The organism is Marinomonas lutimaris (genome assembly GCF_019426345.1).
Taxonomy (GTDB): domain Bacteria; phylum Pseudomonadota; class Gammaproteobacteria; order Pseudomonadales; family Marinomonadaceae; genus Marinomonas; species Marinomonas lutimaris.
Genome location: NZ_JAHLLW010000005.1, coordinates 198,738 through 220,138, shown reverse-complemented (window position 1 = coordinate 220,138; position 21,401 = coordinate 198,738). Strand labels below are relative to the sequence as shown.

Annotated in this window: 18 protein-coding genes; 6 read left to right on the top strand and 12 right to left on the bottom strand. The window is 42.6% G+C overall.

Going from position 1 to position 21,401, the window contains the following annotated elements:
- Positions 1 to 22: 22 nt before the first annotated feature.
- Positions 23 to 1,360, bottom strand: coding sequence for a capsule assembly Wzi family protein (locus KPL72_RS08575; RefSeq protein ID WP_219702461.1), 1,338 nt, complete (start codon positions 1,358 to 1,360; stop codon positions 23 to 25).
- Between the two features lie 355 nt (positions 1,361 to 1,715).
- On the opposite strand from KPL72_RS08575, the gene KPL72_RS08570 reads away from it, so the two are divergent.
- The 4 genes from KPL72_RS08570 (at position 1,716) to KPL72_RS08555 (ending at position 5,803) form a co-directional block, all read left to right on the top strand.
- Positions 1,716 to 2,036 (top strand): hypothetical protein, encoded by a 321-nt coding sequence (locus tag KPL72_RS08570; RefSeq protein WP_219702460.1) that lies wholly within the window; start codon positions 1,716 to 1,718, stop codon positions 2,034 to 2,036.
- 154 nt (positions 2,037 to 2,190) lie between these two features.
- Positions 2,191 to 2,835, top strand: coding sequence for a YjbF family lipoprotein (locus tag KPL72_RS08565; protein WP_219702459.1), 645 nt, complete (start codon positions 2,191 to 2,193; stop codon positions 2,833 to 2,835).
- Positions 2,832 to 3,590, top strand: a complete 759-nt coding sequence (locus tag KPL72_RS08560) for a capsule biosynthesis GfcC D2 domain-containing protein (RefSeq protein WP_219702458.1) — start codon at positions 2,832 to 2,834, stop codon at positions 3,588 to 3,590. The genes KPL72_RS08565 and KPL72_RS08560 overlap by 4 nt, the downstream gene beginning before the upstream one ends.
- Complete coding sequence (locus KPL72_RS08555; protein WP_219702457.1) at positions 3,590 to 5,803, top strand: YjbH domain-containing protein; 2,214 nt, start codon at positions 3,590 to 3,592, stop codon at positions 5,801 to 5,803. The genes KPL72_RS08560 and KPL72_RS08555 overlap by 1 nt, the downstream gene beginning before the upstream one ends.
- A 1,281-nt stretch (positions 5,804 to 7,084) precedes the next feature.
- On the opposite strand, the gene KPL72_RS08550 is transcribed toward KPL72_RS08555, so the two are convergent.
- The 9 genes from KPL72_RS08550 to KPL72_RS08510 form a co-directional block, all read right to left on the bottom strand.
- Entirely contained in the window at positions 7,085 to 8,074 is a 990-nt protein-coding gene (locus KPL72_RS08550) for a pectinesterase family protein (protein WP_219702456.1), read from the bottom strand.
- A 105-nt stretch (positions 8,075 to 8,179) separates the two neighbouring features.
- Entirely contained in the window at positions 8,180 to 8,815 is a 636-nt protein-coding gene (locus tag KPL72_RS08545) for an RpiB/LacA/LacB family sugar-phosphate isomerase (RefSeq protein ID WP_212917664.1), read from the bottom strand.
- A 48-nt stretch (positions 8,816 to 8,863) separates the two neighbouring features.
- Positions 8,864 to 9,184, bottom strand: a complete 321-nt coding sequence (locus KPL72_RS08540) for a cupin domain-containing protein (RefSeq protein ID WP_212917663.1) — start codon at positions 9,182 to 9,184, stop codon at positions 8,864 to 8,866.
- A gap of 260 nt (positions 9,185 to 9,444) precedes the next feature.
- The gene (kdgR, locus tag KPL72_RS08535) at positions 9,445 to 10,227 is read right to left on the bottom strand and encodes a DNA-binding transcriptional regulator KdgR (RefSeq protein WP_212917662.1); all 783 of its coding nucleotides are present in this window, start codon (positions 10,225 to 10,227) and stop codon (positions 9,445 to 9,447) included.
- Between the two features lie 226 nt (positions 10,228 to 10,453).
- The gene (gene kduD / locus KPL72_RS08530) at positions 10,454 to 11,203 is read right to left on the bottom strand and encodes a 2-dehydro-3-deoxy-D-gluconate 5-dehydrogenase KduD (RefSeq protein WP_219702455.1); all 750 of its coding nucleotides are present in this window, start codon (positions 11,201 to 11,203) and stop codon (positions 10,454 to 10,456) included.
- Positions 11,204 to 11,415: 212 nt separating this feature from the next.
- Complete coding sequence (locus KPL72_RS08525) at positions 11,416 to 12,702, bottom strand: ABC transporter substrate-binding protein (protein ID WP_219702454.1); 1,287 nt, start codon at positions 12,700 to 12,702, stop codon at positions 11,416 to 11,418.
- Positions 12,703 to 12,786: 84 nt separating this feature from the next.
- Positions 12,787 to 13,920, bottom strand: a complete 1,134-nt coding sequence (locus tag KPL72_RS08520) for an ABC transporter ATP-binding protein (protein ID WP_212917659.1) — start codon at positions 13,918 to 13,920, stop codon at positions 12,787 to 12,789.
- 9 nt (positions 13,921 to 13,929) lie between these two features.
- Entirely contained in the window at positions 13,930 to 14,841 is a 912-nt protein-coding gene (locus KPL72_RS08515; protein ID WP_219702453.1) for a carbohydrate ABC transporter permease, read from the bottom strand.
- A 2-nt stretch (positions 14,842 to 14,843) separates the two neighbouring features.
- Positions 14,844 to 15,725, bottom strand: a complete 882-nt coding sequence (locus KPL72_RS08510; RefSeq protein WP_011978601.1) for a carbohydrate ABC transporter permease — start codon at positions 15,723 to 15,725, stop codon at positions 14,844 to 14,846.
- A gap of 271 nt (positions 15,726 to 15,996) precedes the next feature.
- Between KPL72_RS08510 and KPL72_RS08505 the strand changes: the two genes are divergently transcribed.
- The gene (locus KPL72_RS08505; RefSeq protein WP_212917657.1) at positions 15,997 to 17,145 is read left to right on the top strand and encodes an oligogalacturonate lyase family protein; all 1,149 of its coding nucleotides are present in this window, start codon (positions 15,997 to 15,999) and stop codon (positions 17,143 to 17,145) included.
- A gap of 94 nt (positions 17,146 to 17,239) precedes the next feature.
- Here KPL72_RS08505 and glmS read toward each other — a convergent pair whose 3' ends face one another.
- Positions 17,240 to 19,066, bottom strand: coding sequence for a glutamine--fructose-6-phosphate transaminase (isomerizing) (glmS, locus tag KPL72_RS08500; RefSeq protein WP_219702452.1), 1,827 nt, complete (start codon positions 19,064 to 19,066; stop codon positions 17,240 to 17,242).
- Positions 19,067 to 19,182: 116 nt separating this feature from the next.
- Positions 19,183 to 20,544, bottom strand: coding sequence for a bifunctional UDP-N-acetylglucosamine diphosphorylase/glucosamine-1-phosphate N-acetyltransferase GlmU (gene glmU, locus KPL72_RS08495; RefSeq protein ID WP_219702451.1), 1,362 nt, complete (start codon positions 20,542 to 20,544; stop codon positions 19,183 to 19,185).
- Between the two features lie 298 nt (positions 20,545 to 20,842).
- On the opposite strand from glmU, the gene KPL72_RS08490 reads away from it, so the two are divergent.
- Positions 20,843 to 21,397 (top strand): MSMEG_1061 family FMN-dependent PPOX-type flavoprotein, encoded by a 555-nt coding sequence (locus KPL72_RS08490; protein WP_212917654.1) that lies wholly within the window; start codon positions 20,843 to 20,845, stop codon positions 21,395 to 21,397.
- Positions 21,398 to 21,401: the final 4 nt, after the last annotated feature.

The window sequence follows — 21,401 nt, the reverse complement described above, 5'->3', positions numbered from 1 at the left end:
GTGCTGGATTTATGAGTTTTACTTAAAAACGAAATTCATAGCCTGCCCATATATTCGTTTGACTATCACTATTCTGTACTTGCTGGCGACTCGCCCCTACACGCACCATTCCCGCTAAAGCGGGTAAATTATACGTTAATTGACTGGTCTTAATTTTTTCATCATCAAGTGTTGAGTTCTGATAACTTATACCGATTTGATGATCGTTTTTAAGCTGTAAATACAAGGCAACTGAAACACTGTCGTCCAGCATATAAGTTGTATTAGCTACACCATCGGTTACAGAAGGATAATTTCCTGATTCCCATTGGGTTGTATCATGAGCATCGGTAGATTGTTGAGATTCCAATACAATTCGAGCAATGTTTTCCCCTAGCGGAAAACTCCCTGTCCAACCCATCAACCAAGCGCCCAACTCGGTTTGGTTAGAAGTAGAAGCCGCTTCCGCATAAACACTGTGATACAAACTTGCAATACTAGGTAACGTTAGTTTTGCATCAAGTGCTAATTGTTTGTCGTTTTGAATGGAATCCTCACCTGCAAACCATGTTTGATAAGTAACACCGTACTCAAAAAGGGAAAAAGGTTTTGATACTAAGCGCGTTGCGCTGTGGTAGTCGTAATCGGAACGAGCGGGTTGAGCCAATATACTTTCAACACTCCAAACGCCCAAAATATTGTTCTCGCCAATATAGCTAACACTTACATCTGGCGCCGCTTTAGCGTACGAGCCTAAAATTAGATTGTGCTGCCAACCTTGCCCCCACCAGCGATCAACATTCCCAATAGACCAAAGCCAAGCACCAGAACTATAAGCAAGGTAGCTATTGTCTAGGTTTAAAGTGGTATCGTCTTGGTATTCGCTGTAACCAGCCGTTAAACGGTAAGAAAATGAATTTCCTAAATGCTCAACACTGGTATAAACGCCCTTTTCATCTTCGTTAAACTGACCAAAGCCCGAAGGTACTGCTGGATTAGAACCATTTAGCACCTTGAACAATCTATTACCGCGATTCAATTTGGCTGAGTTCAACGTATAAAGCAGTTCTTGATTAGCTAATAATACAGTATCAATTTCTCGGTCTGTGTAGGTTAAATCGTCACCAAATAAAGACCAACGCATGGGGTAATGATTAACAGGTGAAGAAATCTGACCAGAATCAGACAATAGCAATAAGGACGAGCGCAAAAATGGATCATTGGCTTCCAGCCAAGGCGACGCGGCTACAATAGCAGAAGTGCAACCTAGAAACGGCACCAATAAAACGTTATGAACCAGTTTATTAGAGCAACAGCAACTAAGAAAACTGAGTTTTGGAAAATATAGAATCGGTTTTTTTTTTACGTTAGAAGAGAACATTAATAGGTCACAGTTCCTTGTATTGATAGAGATAACGCTTTCATGAGCATGCTTCCTATCTGACTATTATTAAGATTCCGCACATAATGTCCCAAAACACAGCAAAAATAAAGGCTGCTTACTCAATGCTTTCACAAAGCGCGGCATTTTTTAAACATTGTTCATTATTGGTATTTGTCCGCTTAGCGTACATTTCGCCAGCACTTAAAGTCGGACTTAATGGTAAAAAGGTTAGAATTGATCAAAAAATTAACGAATAGCCTGCTCATAGCGCTTACATTGTCATAAATCTTGATCTAAAATCATCTGTGAAGTGTATTCTTCAAACATCGATGTTTAATGATAAGGAAATATTATGAAACTTGTTACTTTGGCTACAATCGTAGCACTTGGCCTAGCTAGCCAAGCATATGGCGAAGCGGCTGGTAGTGCTGGTGCGACTGGTGCTGGTGCTGGTGGTGCGGGCGCAGGAGCTGGTGCGGCAGGTGCAGGCGCTGGTGCGGCTGGTGCAGGTGCAGCCGCTGCTGGTGCAGGCGTTGCAGCTAGTGCTGCAGTTGGTGGCTTAGCTGCTGCTTCTATTGCGGCTGCAGCTGTTGCTGTTGGCGTTGCTGTTGGTGTTGCTGCAAGCGACAACAACTCTTCAGTTAGTGTTAGCACAACTACAGTCACTCAGTAATCAATAAAACTGAAATCGCCTGATTGAATCTCTCATCAGGCGATTTTTTTACATTCTACTATTATTTGGTCAGCTAATGCTTCGCGCTTTTTCATTTTCTATTCTACTCTGTGTCTTTTTTTTATCTGGCTGCTCCGGACATTTCAAAAGCATCATGGACTCTGCACAAATCTATATGGATGCTAAAAAAGGGAACGAAATTACTGCAGAATATATAACCGCTCTCCCGTACGCTAGTTCACTAGTCACCATAAATGATGCAAAACCACTCCTGCTGATCTTAGCGTTAGCAGAAAAAAACACCATAAATGGTAGTTATCGGCTCACATGGGTCACGGAAGATAAAGGGGCTATCGTTACTGAAAATGGTCGTATTATTCATACAGTAGGCTTCCTCACTAACAATCTAGAAGAGTTACTTGCCGTTAACAACAATTTGCCTTATCCAGGTAAGACAAATTCTTGGCAAGCTATTTATGATTGGTCTCCAGACTATAGATATAACTTTAGCGCTAACGTTGAGAGCTTATCTTTTGGTACTGAAACCATATCAACTCAGCGGTGGGAGCAAGAGACAGAGCACATTCAAGAGAAAGTCAGTTTTACATCGTTAAATAGCGAGTTAATAAACGATTTCTGGATGGCTCCAGCAACCAGTACGACAAAACCATTTGTCGTCAAAAGCATTCAATATTTAGGGCCCAAAATGGATAGAGTTGAAATGCTGATGGTGAAACCTTTTATCGAGCCTCTTCCAAATAGCAGCCTATCTTCAAACACTAAGGATTCGGAGTCATGACACGGTTGTTACAAACAATTATTATCAGCTGTTACGTTTTAATCAGTTTCATATCATCTAATGCGATGGCCGAAGCCACTAACATTGTTCTTTTACAAAAACAGAAAATGCTATCGTATCCGCAACCTGTAACACTATCATACCCTCAAGAAATACGCTTATCGCAGGTATTAACAGACGCCTATGCACAATTAGACTATCAACCTTATTCTCTTGGCATTGCATTAATAGATCCAAACAAGCAGCGACAAATAGATGAAAAAAAACACGCGATACTAAAACAACTGCGGGATATTAATACACCAGCATCTAATTATGTTGCTAAGCAATTAAGTTCATTACATTTTGTATATCGGGAAAAGATAGAAACAGACCTTACCAAGGTTCAAGTAACCCCCAAGTACAACCCCATGGTGAAGGGTACTTATCAGCTACTTTTACCCAAGCGTCCACGACATGTGTTCCTGATTAATGCAGATGATCAAAACTTTCTAACACTTCAGCTAACAGCAAATAGTAATCTGAAAGATTACTTAGCCGAGCAGTTCGAAGCTTATCGCTATACTTATGATAATGCTTGGATCATTCAGGCCAATCAGGATGTATATCAAGCTACCGATATTCAATGGAAAGGGAAACTCTACTTCCTAAGCCCTGGCTCTATGGTGTTTATCGGTTTAACCGGCCTTTCTGAAAAATATCGCGATTTAAATGCAGATATCGCCCACCTACTTGCCTTACGTTTGGAGCCATAATGCCGTTTAAACGCTCTTCTTTTTCATCTCTAATTGTTTGCTCAAACCTCATATTGATCGCACCTACCTACGCAGAAGAAGCTGGTTACTTTGCGGCACCATTTCAAGGCCCTCAATTCAAACCGTCTCAAGGTGACCTTGGTGGTGTTGGTCTAATGCAAATGCCTTCTGGCCGCATGGCGGAAGACGGTGCATTTAGTTTTGGTTACAGTCAGAGTAGTGAATACAATTTCTACACTGTATCATTACAACTAATGCCTTGGTTAGAAACCACCATTCGCTACACCCAAGTAGAAGACCTGCTATATAGCAATGATGAAAACTTTAGTGGTGATACAAAACTAGCCGACAAAGGCGTAGATGCCAAACTAAGGTTACTAGAAGAAAGCCATTGGCTGCCTGAAGTTTCCGTTGGTCTAAGAGATCTTGGTGGTACAGGACTGTTTGATGGTGAGTTTATTGCGGCAACAAAACGCCTTTCAACCGATGGTTATGGTCAATTTGATTTCACCTTAGGTTTAGGCTGGGGTTATTTCGGAACACGAGGCAATATTAGCAATCCTCTTTGTAGTGCCGCTAATCGTTTCTGTGACCGTATTTCAGACACCCAAGGTAACGGCGGCTCTGTCGATTATCAACGATGGTTTACAGGCCCATCCTCAATATTTGGTGGTATTGAATATCAAACACCTTATGAGCCATTACGCTTAAAAATTGAATACGATGGCAATAACTATAGCCAAGATCGCCCTGTTACCAGCGGGAGTGTAGACATGACACCTAAAACACCGTGGAACGTGGGTGCCGTTTATGCCATAAACGATGGTTTCGATATCCGCTTAAGTTACGAACGTGGCACGACTGCGGTTCTTGGTTTTACTTTTACCACCAACTTTGACACTATCAAAACACCTTGGATTGACGACCCTATTCCAGCACTAGGAACAAATCAAGCTTTAAGCCTTGATAAAGTTGATTGGAAACAACTAGATACAGAACTAAACGACGTTGCTGGGTATCAATCTGAAATGATATATCAGCAAGGTGATACAATTGCTATTGTTTCAAAACAAAACAGTAAATATCGTGATCGCGATGTTGCCGCAGAACGAGCAGCTGCCGTATTAGTAAACCATCTACCAACCGACGTCCAGTCTTACAAAATCATCGAAGAGTCAAAAAACCTTCCGGTTAAATCGACAGAAATTTCCGCTCAAGGCTATAGAGACATAGCAAACGTCGAATATTTAAACCCTTCCATTAAAGATGCTCTTATCGATCTACCTCCAGAGAAAATTGCTGGCGATCCTTTGTATGAAAATTTTGAGCCTTTAGATTATGGTTTTAATCCGCACCTAACTCAATCTTTTGGTGGCCCTGAAAACTTTTACATATACAGCTTAAGTGTAGATGGTGGTGCCTCTTATTGGCTTACTGACAATCTGCAATTATCAGGTGCCGTTTCAATGAACTTAGTCGATAACTACGACAAGTTGAATTTCGATGTCGCTTCTGATGACACTTCTAACTATCGTGTACGAACACTAGTTCGTGCCTATGTTAGTAACAATGATGCAAATATGAGCAACCTGCAACTGACTTGGTTCCAGAAATATGGCCAAAACTGGTACCAGCAAATTTATGGTGGTTACCTTGAAACCATGTTTGCAGGTTTTGGTACTGAAGTACTGTATCGCCAACCGAACTCGAACTGGGCAATTGGTGCGGATGTAAATGCCATTGCACAACGCGACCCGGACTCTGTATTTGGCATATTCCAGAATGATAACGACTATGGTAGCGATGCAAAGGTACTTGCCAGAGGAACTACGGGGCATGTATCACTTTACTACCAACCACAATGGTCTTTTTTAGAAGACACTATGTTCCGTGTAGACATGGGTAAGTTCTTGGCTGCGGATGTTGGCGCAAGATTGGATTTTTCAAAACAATATAAGAGCGGCATAATTGTGGGCGCTTACGCCAGCCGAACCAACATGTCAGCAGAAGAGTTTGGTGAAGGTAGTTTTACCAAAGGATTTTATTTGTCTATCCCGTTTGACGCATTATCTTATAAACCTACCACTAGCCGAGGTAACTTCAATTGGCAGCCTATTACTAGGGATGGCGGTCAAATGCTAGGAAAGCGGAACAGTTTATATGACATTACGGATATGGTGTCGCCTTGGTATCAACGCCCTAACCAGAATTGATAATTTATATGTTTTGTAGGTCGTGATTCACGATTTGTGTAGGTCGTGCTTTAGCGCGTCAAGGAAGTTTTGTAAAGGCTGGATGCTTTTTGAAGGCCTAAAGGCCGACCTACGGGTGAGTTAGTGTTATTGTTTTTTGTAGGTCGTGCTTTAGCGCGTCAAGGAAGTTTTGTAAAGGCTGGATGCTTTTTGACGGCCTAAAGGCCGACCTACGGGTGATTTAGTGTTATTGTTTTTTGTAGGTCGTGCTTTAGCGCGTCAAGGAAGTTTTGTAAGGGCAGGATGCTTTTTGACGGCCTAAAGGCCGACCTACGGGTGATTTAGTGTTATTGTTTTTTGTAGTTCGTGCTGTAGCGCGTCAAGGAAGTTTTGTAAGGGCAGGATGCTGTTTGACGGCCTAAAGGCCGACCTACAGAGGATTGGTTTTTTGTAGGTCGTGCTTTAGCGCGTCAAGGAAGTTTTGTAAGGGCAGGATGCTTTTTGACGGCCTAAAGGCCGACCTACAGAGGATTGGTTTTTTGTAGGTCGTGCTTTAGCGCGTCAAGGAAGTTTTGTAAAGGCTGGATGCTTTTTGACGGCCTAAAGGCCGACCTACAGAGGATTGGTTTTTTGTAGGTCGTGCTTTAGCGCGTCAAGGAAGTTTTGTAAAGGCTGGATGCTTTTTGACGGCCTAAAGGCCGACCTACAGAGGATTGGTTTTTTGTAGGTCGTGCTTTAGCGCGTCAAGGAAGTTTTGTAAAGGCTGGATGCTTTTTGACGGCCTAAAGGCCGACCTACAGAGGATTGGTTTTTTGTAGGTCGTGCTTTAGCGCGTCAAGGAAGTTTTGTAAAGGCTGGATGCTTTTTGACGGCCTAAAGGCCGACCTACAGAGGATTGGTTTTTTGTAGGTCGTGCTTTAGCGCGTCAAGGAAGTTTTGTAAAGGCTGGATGCTTTTTGACGGCCTAAAGGCCGACCTACAGAGGATTGGTTTTTTGTAGGTCGTGCTTTAGCGCGTCAAGGAAGTTTTGTAAAGGCTGGATGCTTTTTGACGGCCTAAAGGCCGACCTACAGAGGATTGGTTTTTTGTAGGTCGTGCTTTAGCGCGTCAAGGAAGTTTTGTAAAGGCTGGATGCTTTTTGACGGCCTAAAGGCCGACCTACAGAGGATTGGTTTTTTGTAGGTCGTGCTTTAGCGCGTCAAGGAAGTTTTGTAAAGGCTGGATGCTTTTTGACGGCCTAAAGGCCGACCTACATTTGGGTGGGCTTGGGGTGATTCGTTTTTTGACGGCCTAAAGGCCGACCTACAGGTGATTTGGTTTGGTGTGATCGGGCTTTTGACGACCTAGGTTTTGGTTCGCTCCGGGGCCATGGTTATTCCATTCTACAAATCTCGCGTCTTTATCTGGTTCAAAACTGCGTTTTGAACCATCTGGCGCTAGGCCTTGCATGCTGTCCCAGCCGTAGATATGGTCATCAAGGTAGCATTCGATAAAAACGGCTTTGCCGATGGCATTTGGATCGGCGTAACGTCCGTCGGGAAACTGTGTGGTTGGGTGCCAAGGACGACCTAGAGCGTAGCTGTGTTTTGGCACTTGGTCGTTTTCTCGGATTACGCGACAACGCAGAAATGTAAGCCCATCATCTTGATCAATCGAGGTGCTGGGCGCCGCGATATAGCCCCACACTGGTGTTTGGCTCGGCCAAGCGCGACAGACAATATCGCAATCCTCTAGTAAAGCATTCCCACAACCAAATACAAAATCGACATTGCCCATGATTTTGCAGTGTTTTAGGTGACTTCGACCACCTTGGGTGCAAAAGGTATCTTGGTAACTTTCTAAGTGCACATGTTCTAATCGAACATTGTCGCTATTGCTATTAAGCAGTAGAGCTACCGCTTGTTTATGCTGAAGTCTTGTGGGGTCGTCAGTTGGTTTGTTGGCGTTTTTTATATAATCCCATTGGTTGATGATAGATAAGTGCTTTAGTGTCACATTGGTAGCATCTACTTCAACCACTCGACTGTTTAGGGTACTAATTAGTTGCCCGCTATTTTCCAACATGCTCGCACATACTTCTGCACAAATAAGGGTGTTTTCTGCTCCATCACCAAAAATTTCGATATTTGCACGTTGGATACAAATGCGTTCTTGATAACATCCTTGATCAATATAAATTCGATAGGTCGAGCTGTCCGCAGGCGCGGCATCAATAGCGGCTTGAATGCTTTCGAAGTCAGCAAAAGGGTTATTCAATGAAACTATGGCGTGATATTGATCGTAGTTTTGCATAGGAAATTATCGCGACTCAGCGGAAATGAAAAAGGAGAATGCCATCACGACATTCTCCTTTTAAATAGTAACTAGGTTACATTCAAGTAAACAACAGACAGAAAACTACAGCAAAGAACGCACGTACGCTTCGATCTCTGGATTCTGGCAATTATCAAAGAAGCATTGTTGGAAGCGCTCACCAGTTACGGCAGTTTTAACCAGCTCTTGGTCCATGGCTTTTAAACCATCCAAGTAGTTGTCTTTCATAGTGGCCGCTTTTACTAGGTTCAAGATGCCAGCGTTTTTAACTTGCGGCTCTTTACGCTCAACTGGATAGCCTTCGCCGCGTGGGCCAGTGAAAGCTTTTTCAAAAATGTAACGTGCATTTAGCTCTGCTGCCCAACCAAAGCCTTTGGCAAACGCCATAGCAATAGCATTACCGTTATTGATTTGGTTGAACAAAAAAGCATCCGAAGGCTCTAAGCAGTAACCACAAACCACTCCTGGATGAGCGTTTAAAGACATCATTGCGCCCTGGCCGGTACCACAACCAGAAACCACAAAGTCTACCGCTTTGGAGTTCAGCAAAAGGCTCGCCATAATACCTAGGTGGATATAAGTCAAGTGATGATCTTTTTCATCACTCATGCCGACGTTAAACACATCGTGATTTAATGGGCCAGCAACCGCATTTAGTTGTTCTAAAATTACGGCGTTTTTACCTGCTTGGCTGTTTTCCATCATCAATGCAATTTTCATAACTTTCTCCTGAATTCGTTTAAATCGTTCGATGTCGCAAGACGTTATTTATAAGAAGTCTTTTCGTACTGGTGTGAAATTATCTAGCAAGACGCCAGGCTCTAAACAGCGGCAGCCATGCATCACATTTGGCTCTTTATAAAGTGTATCGCCAGGGCCAACAATTTTGGTTTCATTCCCTATGGTGAACTCAAACTTACCAGACAGTACGTAGGTTAATTGTTCATGGGGATGATTATGCAGTGGGCCGATGGCATCTTTTTCAAAATGCACTTCTACTGCCATAATGTTATCTGAATAGGCCATGATTTTGCGTGAAACACCCGCACCAAGATCTTCCAGAGGGACTTCGTTATTGTAAACAAACATAGGACAACTCTTTGTATTCTTGTTTTAGACATGTCTACTATAGCAGCGATAAAACATTATTCAATCTTTTGTGAAAAGCTGTTTCATTTATTTTTATGCCTGATGAAGCAATAAGGTGTAAGGTGGTCTATTCGAGTGAACTAAGGCTGGGTTTGTGGAGAAAGAATAACGGCAGGACTTGTCGATAGGAAATAAAAAAGACAAAACCGGAACGATTGCGCTCCGGCTTTTGATATTTCAGATGGCTAATCTAATAATGACTACTTAGCGTAACCTAATTTTTCAGATACCTTCGCTGCCGCTTCTTGCAGTAAACCAACGTATTTTTCAAATTTTTCAGGCGTGTAACGTAGTGTTGGAAAAGACAAACTCAATCCAGCAATAACGTTACCTAATCGGTCATAAATAGGCGCTGCGATACAGCGCAAGCCTTCTTCCTGCTCTTCGTTATCAATACCGTAGCCCAAGTCTTTCACTTCTTTTAGTTCCACTAAAAGAGAGTCTATGGAACGATGGGTTTTCGCTGTAGAAGGCAAGAATTCGGTATCTTTCAGAATATCACGCACATAGCTCTCTGGACGCTCTGCAAGCAGTACTTTACCGATTGCGGTAGAGTAAAGTGGATTACGGCGGCCAATACGAGATTGCATGCGTAAGTTGTATTGCGCATCAACTTTGTATATATAAATAATACCGTCGCCATCACGAATACCAAGGTGAAGTGCTTCTTTAGTCTGCTCACCAATACGAGACATGTAAGGTTCAGTCAGTTCGACCAAATCAACATGTTCCAAGGCTCTTGCACTGACTTCAAAGAGTTTCAAGGTAAGTGAGTAACGGTCATCATCGCCTTCTTGCGATACAAAGCCTAACATCTTCATGGTTTGCAAAAAGCGATATACGGTACTTTTTGATGTCATGACGATTTGAGAAAGCTCTGTAACACCTAAAGATTTGTGCTCTGCTAACGCATTTAGAATAGCAAACACCTTCATCACCGAGGATACGGGCTCGATTTGCTGGTTATTTTCTTCGTTTGTCATATAAGTTTCATTTTTTTTGAAATGTGTTTTTGCGATTGTAGAGTAATTCTGCATATAGATACATCCCAACGTTACAAAATGAAACCTAATTTGCAATCAAAAGACTAGATCGGCCACTAAAAGTGCTATTACAGCAAGGTGCGGAAGCATTGTTTCCAGAAAAATACTTCGCACGCACCTGTGCAGCTCGTCGCTTCTTTTGATTAAAGAGAAAAACAAAAAAGAACTAACGAGCCAACCAACCACCATCTACCGCAATGGTGTAACCATTTACGTATCTAGATGCTTCTGATGCCAAGAATACAATCGGCCCAGCCATGTCACCAGGCGTTCCCCAACGGCCAGCTGGAATGCGGCTTAAAATTTCACTGGAACGATCTTCATCGGCACGCAACGCTGCCGTGTTATCTGTCGCCATATAACCCGGAGCAATCGCATTCACGTTAATACCATGCTTCGCCCATTCGTTAGCCAATAGACGAGTTACGCCCATCACACCACTTTTTGATGCTGTGTAAGAAGGCACGCGAATACCGCCTTGGTAAGACAGCATAGAAGCAATGTTAATAATATTGCCCGGTGTTCCTTGGACGATAACTTGCTTTGCAAAGCCTTGAGACATAAAAAAGACCGCTTTAATATTCAGGTCCATTACATCGTCCCAATCTTTTTCGGTAAAATCTATCGCGTCATTGCGACGAATAATACCTGCGTTATTCACTAGAATATCGATTTTACCAAAAGCAGATACCGCTTCTTTCACTACGCGGTCAACACTGTCCATTTTGCTCATGTCAGCAATAACACTATGAAATTGACGACCTGTTTTTGCCATCAATTCAATCGTTTCTGTTGGGTCATCTCTATTTACGCCAACAACATCTGCACCAGCGTTTGCTAGAGCTAAAGCCATTCCCTGACCAAGACCCGTATTACATCCCGTCACAATAGCCACTTTACCCGTCAGATCGAACATATTTTATTCCCCTTGTTTATAATAATTGGACAAACAACCTTTCATTTTGCTGTCCGCTCTCGCTGCGCGGGGCATTGAGAATTTCAACGTTATTTGTGTCATATAAACCCTCCTTTCCTGAAGGCTACTACCGAGGTAGAAGTTAAGGCGCGCTTGGCGCGCCTTATACAATACCTAGCTCAAAAGCCATTTAGACACTCATTTAAGGCGTTTTATTTAATGGCTCTACGCAGTATACGATTACCCTGAGACATGAAGTCGTTCGCGGCTTCCTCAACAGTAATATCGCCTTGGTCCATTTTTTCAATCATCTCGTCAAAAAGCCCTAACAGCTTAGGGTTTTCAAAATGCGCAGATGTGATGATTTTCTTAGGCAAATCATCTATTTGCGCCAAACCAGCTACCGACAAGTCCGAGTCTTTGATGGTGCCATCTAAAGATAGCGCTCGACGGGCAGCCAAACTTAGTGGAACACCACGCGCTAGACCCATTGCGTTGTAACCAGCAGGTTCATTCAATAGGAAGTTAATTAGCTTAGCCGCGTCTTTTGGATTTTTGCTGTTTTTACCAATAGAAAGCATTAGCGCTGGTTTATAGAACAAGCCCGCATCATCCGAGCCCTTTTCCATAGGATAGAAACCTAGCTCTAAAGACATTGGTGGCTTCAAGTTGTCGTTATATTTATTAACTGCTGAGTTCCACATATAAAGACCAGCCCATTCACCATTGATCCAAGGCTTATGTTCATATAGGTTGGCCTTACCAAACCCTGCAATATATTTGCTACTTGGCGTAACATGATTTTTCACCATGTCTTCATACATTTTGAAGAACTCAAGCATCTGTGCATCGGAGTAAGCGAACTTTTTCCCAGCTTCGTCTATCATTGGAATGCCATATTTTTGAACCATAAATGAGCGGTTCATCGCAATAATGTCACGTCCTTCAAGCACTAATGGGAAATACTCGTCACCCAATTTTTCTTTAAAAACTGGCCCAGCTTTCATAAAGTCATCCCAAGTGACTGGGTATGCTAAACCGGCTTTTGCCCACGTATCTTTGTTGTAATAGAAAATACGAGCTGCCATGGAAACTGGGATACCATTTAGCTTTCCGTTATTTGTTCCGGCATCAAGGGCTGATTTATCAAACTGGGTAAGATCCAACACATCACTGTATTCACGAAGATCTTTAAAACCGTCACCACGGGCAGAGAAAATCGGCATCCAATTCCAGTTGGTTTGCATGACATCTGGTTCGGTATTACCCGCGATTTGAGTGGTCAAACGTTCTAAATGACCGCCCCAACCAGTATATTCTGATTTAACTGAAATCCCTGGGTGCGTTTTTTCAAATTCTTTTACAGCTTCAATCGTTGCTGAATGTCGAGAGTTTCCTCCCCACCATGACATACGCAAATCTTCTGCGCTTGCATTCACACTCACCATTGAACCAGCAGACGCCAATCCGACTAACAGAGCTATTGTTTTTATTTTCATGTCCTTTTTCCTCGTTAGTGACTACTCAATTTTTTGCACGACTATCACCCTTGCCTTATGTGGCTTAGCTGTCGTGCAAAAGCCTTACAAAGAGATATTTATCTCAGTTTTCTTATCAAAAATATGTGCGTTGCTCATTTCAAAATGGAACAACTGCTCTTTGCCGATTGAATCCGACAATTTAGCCTCCACCACGTCAGAAGGAACTCGCGTACAAAGTTCTCTGTCTTCTACAGTAAAGTGGACGTAAAACTCTGCTCCCATGTTTTCCATGCGAACAATCGTCCCCTTGATAATTTCATCCTGCGGCGAATTTTCATCCGCTAATTTGATGAACTCAGGTCGAATACCAAACACCACGTCTTCGGTGAAGTTGGTTAAGACTTTCTGCAGTTTTTCATCTGGCAAACCCAACATCTGAGACGACAAGGCCAAATGACATTTGCCTTCACCCGTGCGATCTAAACGCGTCTCAACCATGTTCATTTCTGGCGCACCGATAAACCCTGCGACAAAAAGATTTTTTGGATATTTATAAAGGTTGGCTGGCGTATCTACTTGCATGATGTGTCCGTCTTTCATCACACAAATACGGTCCCCCATGGTCATGGCTTCGGTCTGATCGTGGGTAACGTAAACACTGGTTGCCGAACGATTGGTCTTTTTCAGTGTTTTGTGCAAATCCGAAATACGCACGCGCATAGATGCTCGTAACTTGGCATCCAAGTTAGACAAGGGCTCATCAAACAAGAACACTTGAGGACGTTTAACAATGGCTCGACCAACTGCAACACGTTGCGCCTGACCGCCAGAAAGCTGACGTGGCAAACGATCTAGCAAAGGCGTAAGCTCAAGAAGTTCAGCCGCTTCATTAACTTGTTTCTCAATATCCGCCTTACTGACTTTTGCTAATTTCAGGCCAAAGCCCAAGTTTTCACGCACACTCATGTGGGGATAAAGCGCATAGTTTTGGAACACCATGGCAATGCCGCGATCTTTAGGTGGCAGGCCGTTTACGACCTTGCCACCGATACTAATAGAGCCACCAGTAACCGATTCCAAACCTGCCAACATACGCAAAGTTGTCGATTTCGCACAGCCAGAGGGCCCGATCACTACTAAGAACTCGCCGTCTTCAATTTCTAGGTTAATACCATGAACTGCTTTGAAGCCGTTCGAATACACTTTGGTCAAATTTTCAAATACAACTTTAGACATACTATTCACCTATCCCTTAACGCCACCGGACGAAATTCCTTCTACGAAGTAATTCTGTGCGATTAGGAAAACAACAATTGACGGAACAATGGCAATGGATGCCATCGCCAGAATTTCATTCCACTGAGTACCTTCGGTGACATCAATGGACAATTTAAGAGCCAATGCGATTGGGTATTTTTCTACGCTGGAAATATAAATAAGCGGACCCAAGAAATCGTTCACTGACCACATAAACTGGAACAGCGCGACAGAAATAATGGCAGGCTTCAACATGGGTACAACGATGTACCAAAGCAGCTGATAGGAGTTACAACCATCAATTTGTGCTGCTTCTTCCATATCCGTTGGCAGGCCACGTAAGAACTGAATCAACATGAAGACAAAGAAACCTTGGGTCGCAAATGCCATTGGCAAATACAAAGGCAAATAGCTGTCTAGCATGCCCATTTCGCGGAACATCAAGTATTGAGGAATCAACAACACAGACGTTGGCAGCAAAATAGTGGCTACTAAAGTAACGAACCAAAACTTCTTAAATGGAATCTCAAAGCGAGCAAAACCATAAGCCACGATGACCGACGAAATCACCGTCAAAATCACTTTTGGCACCACGTAATACAAGGTGTTTATAAAGAACCTTCCGAAGGTATATTCCGTGCCGGTATTCCAGCCATTGATAAAACCATCTAGCGAAAAATTCTTAGGCCAAAGACTCAAAGAGCTGAAAATCTCATGGTTTGGTTTAAAGGCTGCTGAGAACATCCAAAATAGCGGATATAGCATTACCAATCCAAAAAACAGCAGAATAATGTAACGAATAGAAGCGCCCACTCGTTGCTTACGAATTTCAGCTCTTAGCATTGGATTGTTTTTTAAGTCAGCAGACAAGGCTGCTTTATTTGGGAATACTTTATTCATAATTACTTACCACCCTTATCACCTGAGTAGAACACCCAGTACTTCGATGATTTGAATGAAATCGCTGTAAAAATCGCCACAGCAACAAACAACACCCAAGCAAGCGCACTGCCATAGCCAAGATCGAAATACTTGAATGCCGTCTCATAGATATAAAGCGAGAACAAATACGTCGATTTAGCAGGACCACCACCAGTAATAACATACGGCGCGGTAAACTCTTGGAACGCCTGAGTCGTCTGCATGATGAAGTTGAAGAAGATAACGGGGGTAATAAGAGGCACAGTAATCTTGGTAAACATCTGCCATTTAGACGCACCATCAATCATTGCTGCTTCGTACTGAGATTGCGGCACGCTTTGCAGTGCAGCCAAGAAGATCACCATAGCCGAACCAAATTGCCAAACACGCAACAAGGTGACAGAGAACATGGCAAAAACAGGTTCACCCAACCAAGAAATCGCTTCGACCCCAAAGATCCCCAAAAAGCTATTTAGCAAGCCATCAAGAGAGAATATCGCGCGCCACAATACAGCTATCGCCACACTACTTCCGAGAATGGAAGGAATGTAATAAGCGGTGCGGAAGAACTTAATACCGCGAAGCTTGAAGTTCAGCACGAAGGCAATAAAGAGTGCGAAGGCAAGTTTTAGCGGAATGGTCAGAAACACATACGCAAACGTAACCCCCATAGATTGGTAGAAAGTATCGTCATCCATCATATAACGATAATTATCTAAGCCAATGTACTCTGGCGGATTGATCAAATCATAGTCAGTAAAGCTAATGATCAAGGATGAGAGGAAGGGAAACGCTGTAAATACAAGAAGCCCTATTATGTAAGGACTAATGTACAGCAACCCTAAACGCTTATTTTCATACATAGTTTTTAACTCTGAATGTTATTTTTATTTGACGTTGTGAAAACATACTAGAAGAACAATAAAAAAATAACAATACATAATTAATTTTTTTAAAACACTTTTTCATTTTTATTGGTGAATAAATATAAAATAGGTGTTAACCTGCTCTCATTAAGTGTTTAGACAAGTAAAAATCTGGCAAGCAAACGCTCGTCTTACTCAGAAATCTAAAGACAGGAAAAGAGCACAAGCTCAGCAGAAACGAGAAAAAACAAGAATAAGAGAGGAAATCATGTCACTTGGTACCACTACATCTTTGGCATTTAAACGTACAACTGATGAAAAGACAGGGTCTATCGTTACTCAGCTAACGCCTGATAGCGGAGTATGTCATCGAAATTATTTCTATCAAAAATGCTTCACAGAAGATGGGAATAAACTGCTTATCTCTGCCAATTTCGATTCAAACAGAAACTACCATCTTTTAGATTTACAAAATGAAACGGCCATACAGCTGACTGAAGGCAAAGGCGATAATGTGTTTGGTGGCTTTCTTACTACACAAGATGACGCGCTGATTTTTGTAAAAAACAACAAACAGCTCATTCGTGTTGATATAAAAAACCAAGAACACAGTGTTTTATATGAAGTGGCTAAAGGCTGGGTGGGCTATGGCACTTGGGTGCCAAATTCAGATTGTACAAAAGTGGTTGCGATAGAAATCAAAGATACGGATTACATGGACTTAGATAGCTGGGAAAAATTTGCTCAGTTCTATCATCAAAAACCACGTTGTCGCTTAATCTCAATCGATCTTAAAACAGGTCAGCGCACCACCATCTTTGAAGAAAATATCTGGCTTGGCCATCCTCTGTATCGCCCAAATGACGATAACACCATCGCTTTTTGTCACGAAGGCCCACACGATTTAGTCGAAACACGTATGTGGATGATTGATGAAAACGGCGACAACATGCGCAAGGTCTACGAGCAAAGCGAAGAAGAATCTTGTACCCACGAATTTTTCGTTCCTGATGGTTCAAAAATGATGTTTGTGTCTTATCGACCCAATACAGACAAGCGCCAGCTTTGCTCTGTAGATGCAACAAGCCTGGCATTTAAAGTAGAAGCAGAAATGCCTGCGTGCAGTCATTTGATGAGCAACTACGACGGTACTTTAGTGGTGGGCGATGGTTCAGGTACACCGGTTGACGTGTCAAATCATGATGGGCATAAGATAGAAAACGATCCTAACTTATATTTGATCGATCTGTCTGATGCCAGCATTCGACCTATTACAGAACACAATACAAGCTGGGAAGTTTTAAACGGTGATCGCCAGATCAACCACCCTCACCCATCTTTCACACCAGACAATAAGTCAGTGCTTTACAGCTCGGACGTAAATGGCACACCAGCTATTTACCTAGCCACCCTGTAATGTAAGCACTGACTTTTTAAAAGCGTTACTCTCAGCACTGTTTTGCCTAGCTATGTTTCGTTCATGTTCCATAGCTAGGCTTTTTTATTTCTAATTATTCCACAGTAACGGATTTTGCTAAGTTACGAGGTTGATCAACATCGGTGCCTTTTACAACAGCAACATGGTAAGACAGCAACTGCAGAGGGATTGTGTGAACAATCGGTTCTAGGATGCTGTCTACTTTTGGCACTTCGGTGAAAATGATATTGTCTTCGTTATGAAGATCTGTGTCTTTATCTGCAAAAACGTACAATTCACCACCCCGAGCCGCCACTTCTTGTAGATTAGACTTTAGCTTGTCTAACATATCGTTATGTGGAACCAGTGCGATAATTGGCATATTTTCATCAACCAAGGCCAATGGGCCGTGCTTTAGTTCACCCGCTGGATAAGCTTCCGCATGAATATAGGAAATTTCTTTTAGCTTCAGCGAACCTTCTAGCGCAATTGGAAACATGGTGCCACGCCCCAAAAATAGCGCATTGGTTTTATTAGCAAACCGATCAGCAACCGTCTTAATGTGAGCATCTTCTAAAAGCGCAACATTAACATAAGCAGGTAAAGAACGCATAGCTTGTACAAGCTCCTTTTCTCTTTCTGCTGACAGGCCGTTTTCTACTGCAATCGCCACACTGGTAATCAATAATGCAGTTAGCTGAGTAGTGAAAGCTTTGGTAGATGCCACACCAATTTCTGGGCCCGCGTTCGTTAACAAAGTAAGTGCTGACTCACGTACCAGCGTGCTAGATGGCACGTTACAGATAGCTAGGGTGGTTAAATAACCCAGCTCTTTTGCCATACGTAATGCCGCTAATGTATCAGCTGTTTCACCAGATTGTGACAAGGTCAAAAACAAGGTTTTCTTCGGCACAGCCACTTTGCGATAACGATATTCACTGGCTACTTCAACACTACATGGCAAACCAGCTAAGTCTTCAATCCAGTATTTTGCTACCATGCCAGCATGGTAGCTGGTGCCACAAGCAACGATGTGGACATTTTCAACTTCTTTTAGGAAATCAGAATCTGCACCAAAGCAGCTAGTTAATACTTTATTTTCACTGATACGACCTTCTAGACAAGCGCTAATCACTTTAGGCTGCTCGTAGATTTCTTTCATCATGTAATGGCGAAATTCACCTTTATCAGTGGCATCTACGTTGTGGTTAAACACGCTAATTGGGCGATCCTGTAGTTCACCTTTAGCATCGTAAATTGACACTTGATCACGACTTACTTCAACAACATCACCTTCTTCTAAGAAGATAAATTGATCAGTAACATGCAATAACGCAAGCTGGTCGGACGCAACAAAGTTTTCTTCAATACCAACGCCAACCACAAGCGGACTGCCTTTTCGAGCGGCAATAAAACGATCATTATCGTCTTTTTGAACAACACCAATAGCGAACGCGCCATGCAACTTTGCTAACGTCGCTTGTACGGCTTTCAATAAATCTGGCTGTGTTTTCAGGGCATCATGAATAAGGTGAACAATTACTTCGGTATCCGTTTCAGATTTGAATTCATAGCCTTTGGCTTTTAATTCACGACGTAATGGTTCGTGGTTTTCAATAATACCGTTATGCACCAAAGCAAGATCATCACCTGAAAAGTGTGGATGGGCATTGGCTTCTGTTGGTTTGCCATGGGTCGCCCAACGAGTGTGAGCAATGCCCATTTTGCCATCTAATGGCTCTGCCTCGAATTTGTCTTTTAATGCTTGAACTTTGCCAACGGCACGGTGTGAAAACACACCTTCTTCGTTGTTAATTGCAATACCGGAAGAATCATAACCACGGTATTCAAGACGGCTTAGGCCTTCAATTAAAATCTTTGATACGTTACGACGAGCAATGGCGCCAACTATTCCGCACATGTGAGAATCCTTTTTTGAGTCTACTAAAGGGGTCAGATCCCTTAAAAAATAAAGCTTCATTCAGCTCGAAAAAATTCGTTAAAGGGATCTGACCCCTTTGCAGTAACGGCGACCCGTTACTTTTTGGTTGGTCGAGGCCAGTTGTCTTTGTTAGTTTGTCGCGCTCTAGCGAAAGCTAATTGCTTCTCGCCCACTTGTTTGGTGATGGTCGAGCCCGCCGCGATAGTGGCGCCTTCCGCTACTTGCACAGGTGCGACTAACGAGGTGTTAGAACCGATAAAAACATTATCGGCCACTTGCGTTAGATGTTTATTCACGCCATCGTAATTACAAGTAATAGTGCCCGCACCAACGTTCACGTTCGCCCCCATTTCTGTATCACCGATATAGCTCAAATGATTAACCTTGCTGCCTTCACCGATGCGGGCTTTTTTGGTTTCGACAAAGTTACCGATTTTCGCTTTATTGGCAAGCTGGGTGCCAGGGCGCAAACGAGCAAATGGCCCGATATCGCAGTCTTCACCAACTTCGCTCTCTTCGATTAGCGTGTTGCTTTTAATAATAGTATTGTCACCAACGGTGCAATTTTTAAGATGGCAATTTGCTCCAACTTCAACGCCAGTCCCCAGCACTACCTTACCTTCAAATATGCAATTAACGTCGATAATGACATCTTGGCCGGTAATCAATTCACCGCGAATATCAATGCGAGAAGGATCTAACAAGGTTGCCCCATTTTGCATAAGGCTGATGGCCTGCTGACTTTGTAACTCGCGCTCTAACGCTGCAAGTTGGACACGATCATTAACACCAGCCACTTCAGCTTCGTTTTCTGGATTCACTGTGACAATATCCACACCATCACGAGCCGCCATGGCGATTATATCAGTCAAATAATATTCGCCTTGGGCGTTATTATTCGTTAAGGCAGCAAGCCAACCTTGTAGATGATTATTCGGTGCCAACAGAATCCCCGTGTTCACTTCCTTAATTGCAAGCTGGCTTTCTGAGGCATCTTTTTGCTCGACGATCGCTATCACTTTTCCTTGTTCGTTACGAACAATCCGACCATATCCAGTTGGGTTATCAAGGGATATCGTCAATAAAACTAAGGTATTAGAAGTCGACAGAGACGTCATTTTTTCTAATGTGCTGGCACGAATAAGCGGAACATCGCCATAAAGAGTTAATGTCGCACCATCAGCTTGAAGAAAAGGCGCGACGCGACGCAATGCATCACCGGTTCCTTGAGGGTCATTTTGCCAAACAATATTGGCTGAAAAATCCTGACAATTTGCCTCGACCTGTTCGCCTTGGTGACCAACAACAAGGTGCAATTTAGAATCTGCTAAAGTATTTGCCGTCGCCAGTACTCGCCTAACCATAGCGACGCCACCAACTTTGTGTAATACCTTAGAGAGAGCGGATTTCATTCGGCTACCTTTTCCAGCAGCGAGAATTACGATGTCCTGAGTCATGAGGCTTCCTTGTGTCGATGTCTATAAATAATGAATAAATTAAGGATGGCAGCTATTAGACCTTTTTGCTAAAAACACCACAACCCAAATTGTCACAAAAAAAATGACAATTTTTATAAAAAATTATAAATCGATGATTTTAAAAGCTTCTAGGCAAGGTAAAAGCAAAGATTGTCAGGAAACAATCAATATGATGTTGGCGCGTTACATTACAACATTAGCAGTATAAAATACCCGCCTAATATTAATAACAAGCATTCTCAGATGATTTTCACATCACAAGAAATCAAGGATTAACATGGGCCAAATCTGCCAACCGAAGCAACTTGATGAGCTTTATAACGAGGCTCATCCTTTAGCATTGAAAAAAGAAATTGATGAACTAGAAAAACACTCAATCGCCTTCATAGAGCACTGCCCTTTTATTATCATGTCGACAAAGGATAAAAATGGCTTTGCAGACGTGTCACCTCGTGGGGGAGATGCTGGATTTGTTAAAGTGCTGGACTCGAAGACCATAGCATTTGCAGACACAGCGGGTAACAATCGCTTAGATAGTTTGAGAAATATTGTAGAAAGACCTGAAGCAGGCCTGCTTTTTATGATTCCAGGTATCGGCGAGGTTGTGCGCATAAAAGGCAGAGCAAGCCTACATACTGACAACGACACATTAAATTTGTTTGCTGAAAATAATAAACCACCAAAACTGGTGATTAAAATAAGTGTGCACAAATTACTTTTTCATTGCCCCAAAGCCATTGCTGTTGCAAAACTATGGAGCGATGAAAATAAGGTAGAACGTGCATTCCTACCATCACTTTTGAGCATCATTCAAGATCAAACCAAAGAGTAAAATT

Excerpts from the sequence above, each read along its gene's own strand:
- KPL72_RS08575 (WP_219702461.1), bottom strand. The coding sequence starts at position 1,360 with ATGTTCTCTTCTAACGTAAAAAAAAAACCGATTCTATATTTTCCAAAA.
- KPL72_RS08570 (WP_219702460.1), top strand. The coding sequence starts at position 1,716 with ATGAAACTTGTTACTTTGGCTACAATCGTAGCACTTGGCCTAGCTAGC.
- KPL72_RS08565 (WP_219702459.1), top strand. The coding sequence starts at position 2,191 with ATGGACTCTGCACAAATCTATATGGATGCTAAAAAAGGGAACGAAATT.
- KPL72_RS08560 (WP_219702458.1), top strand. The coding sequence starts at position 2,832 with ATGACACGGTTGTTACAAACAATTATTATCAGCTGTTACGTTTTAATC.
- KPL72_RS08555 (WP_219702457.1), top strand. The coding sequence starts at position 3,590 with ATGCCGTTTAAACGCTCTTCTTTTTCATCTCTAATTGTTTGCTCAAAC.
- KPL72_RS08550 (WP_219702456.1), bottom strand. The coding sequence starts at position 8,074 with ATGCAAAACTACGATCAATATCACGCCATAGTTTCATTGAATAACCCT.
- KPL72_RS08545 (WP_212917664.1), bottom strand. The coding sequence starts at position 8,815 with ATGAAAATTGCATTGATGATGGAAAACAGCCAAGCAGGTAAAAACGCC.
- KPL72_RS08540 (WP_212917663.1), bottom strand. The coding sequence starts at position 9,184 with ATGTTTGTTTACAATAACGAAGTCCCTCTGGAAGATCTTGGTGCGGGT.
- kdgR (WP_212917662.1), bottom strand. The coding sequence starts at position 10,227 with ATGACAAACGAAGAAAATAACCAGCAAATCGAGCCCGTATCCTCGGTG.
- kduD (WP_219702455.1), bottom strand. The coding sequence starts at position 11,203 with ATGTTCGATCTGACGGGTAAAGTGGCTATTGTGACGGGATGTAATACG.
- KPL72_RS08525 (WP_219702454.1), bottom strand. The coding sequence starts at position 12,702 with ATGAAAATAAAAACAATAGCTCTGTTAGTCGGATTGGCGTCTGCTGGT.
- KPL72_RS08520 (WP_212917659.1), bottom strand. The coding sequence starts at position 13,920 with ATGTCTAAAGTTGTATTTGAAAATTTGACCAAAGTGTATTCGAACGGC.
- KPL72_RS08515 (WP_219702453.1), bottom strand. The coding sequence starts at position 14,841 with ATGAATAAAGTATTCCCAAATAAAGCAGCCTTGTCTGCTGACTTAAAA.
- KPL72_RS08510 (WP_011978601.1), bottom strand. The coding sequence starts at position 15,725 with ATGTATGAAAATAAGCGTTTAGGGTTGCTGTACATTAGTCCTTACATA.
- KPL72_RS08505 (WP_212917657.1), top strand. The coding sequence starts at position 15,997 with ATGTCACTTGGTACCACTACATCTTTGGCATTTAAACGTACAACTGAT.
- glmS (WP_219702452.1), bottom strand. The coding sequence starts at position 19,066 with ATGTGCGGAATAGTTGGCGCCATTGCTCGTCGTAACGTATCAAAGATT.
- glmU (WP_219702451.1), bottom strand. The coding sequence starts at position 20,544 with ATGACTCAGGACATCGTAATTCTCGCTGCTGGAAAAGGTAGCCGAATG.
- KPL72_RS08490 (WP_212917654.1), top strand. The coding sequence starts at position 20,843 with ATGGGCCAAATCTGCCAACCGAAGCAACTTGATGAGCTTTATAACGAG.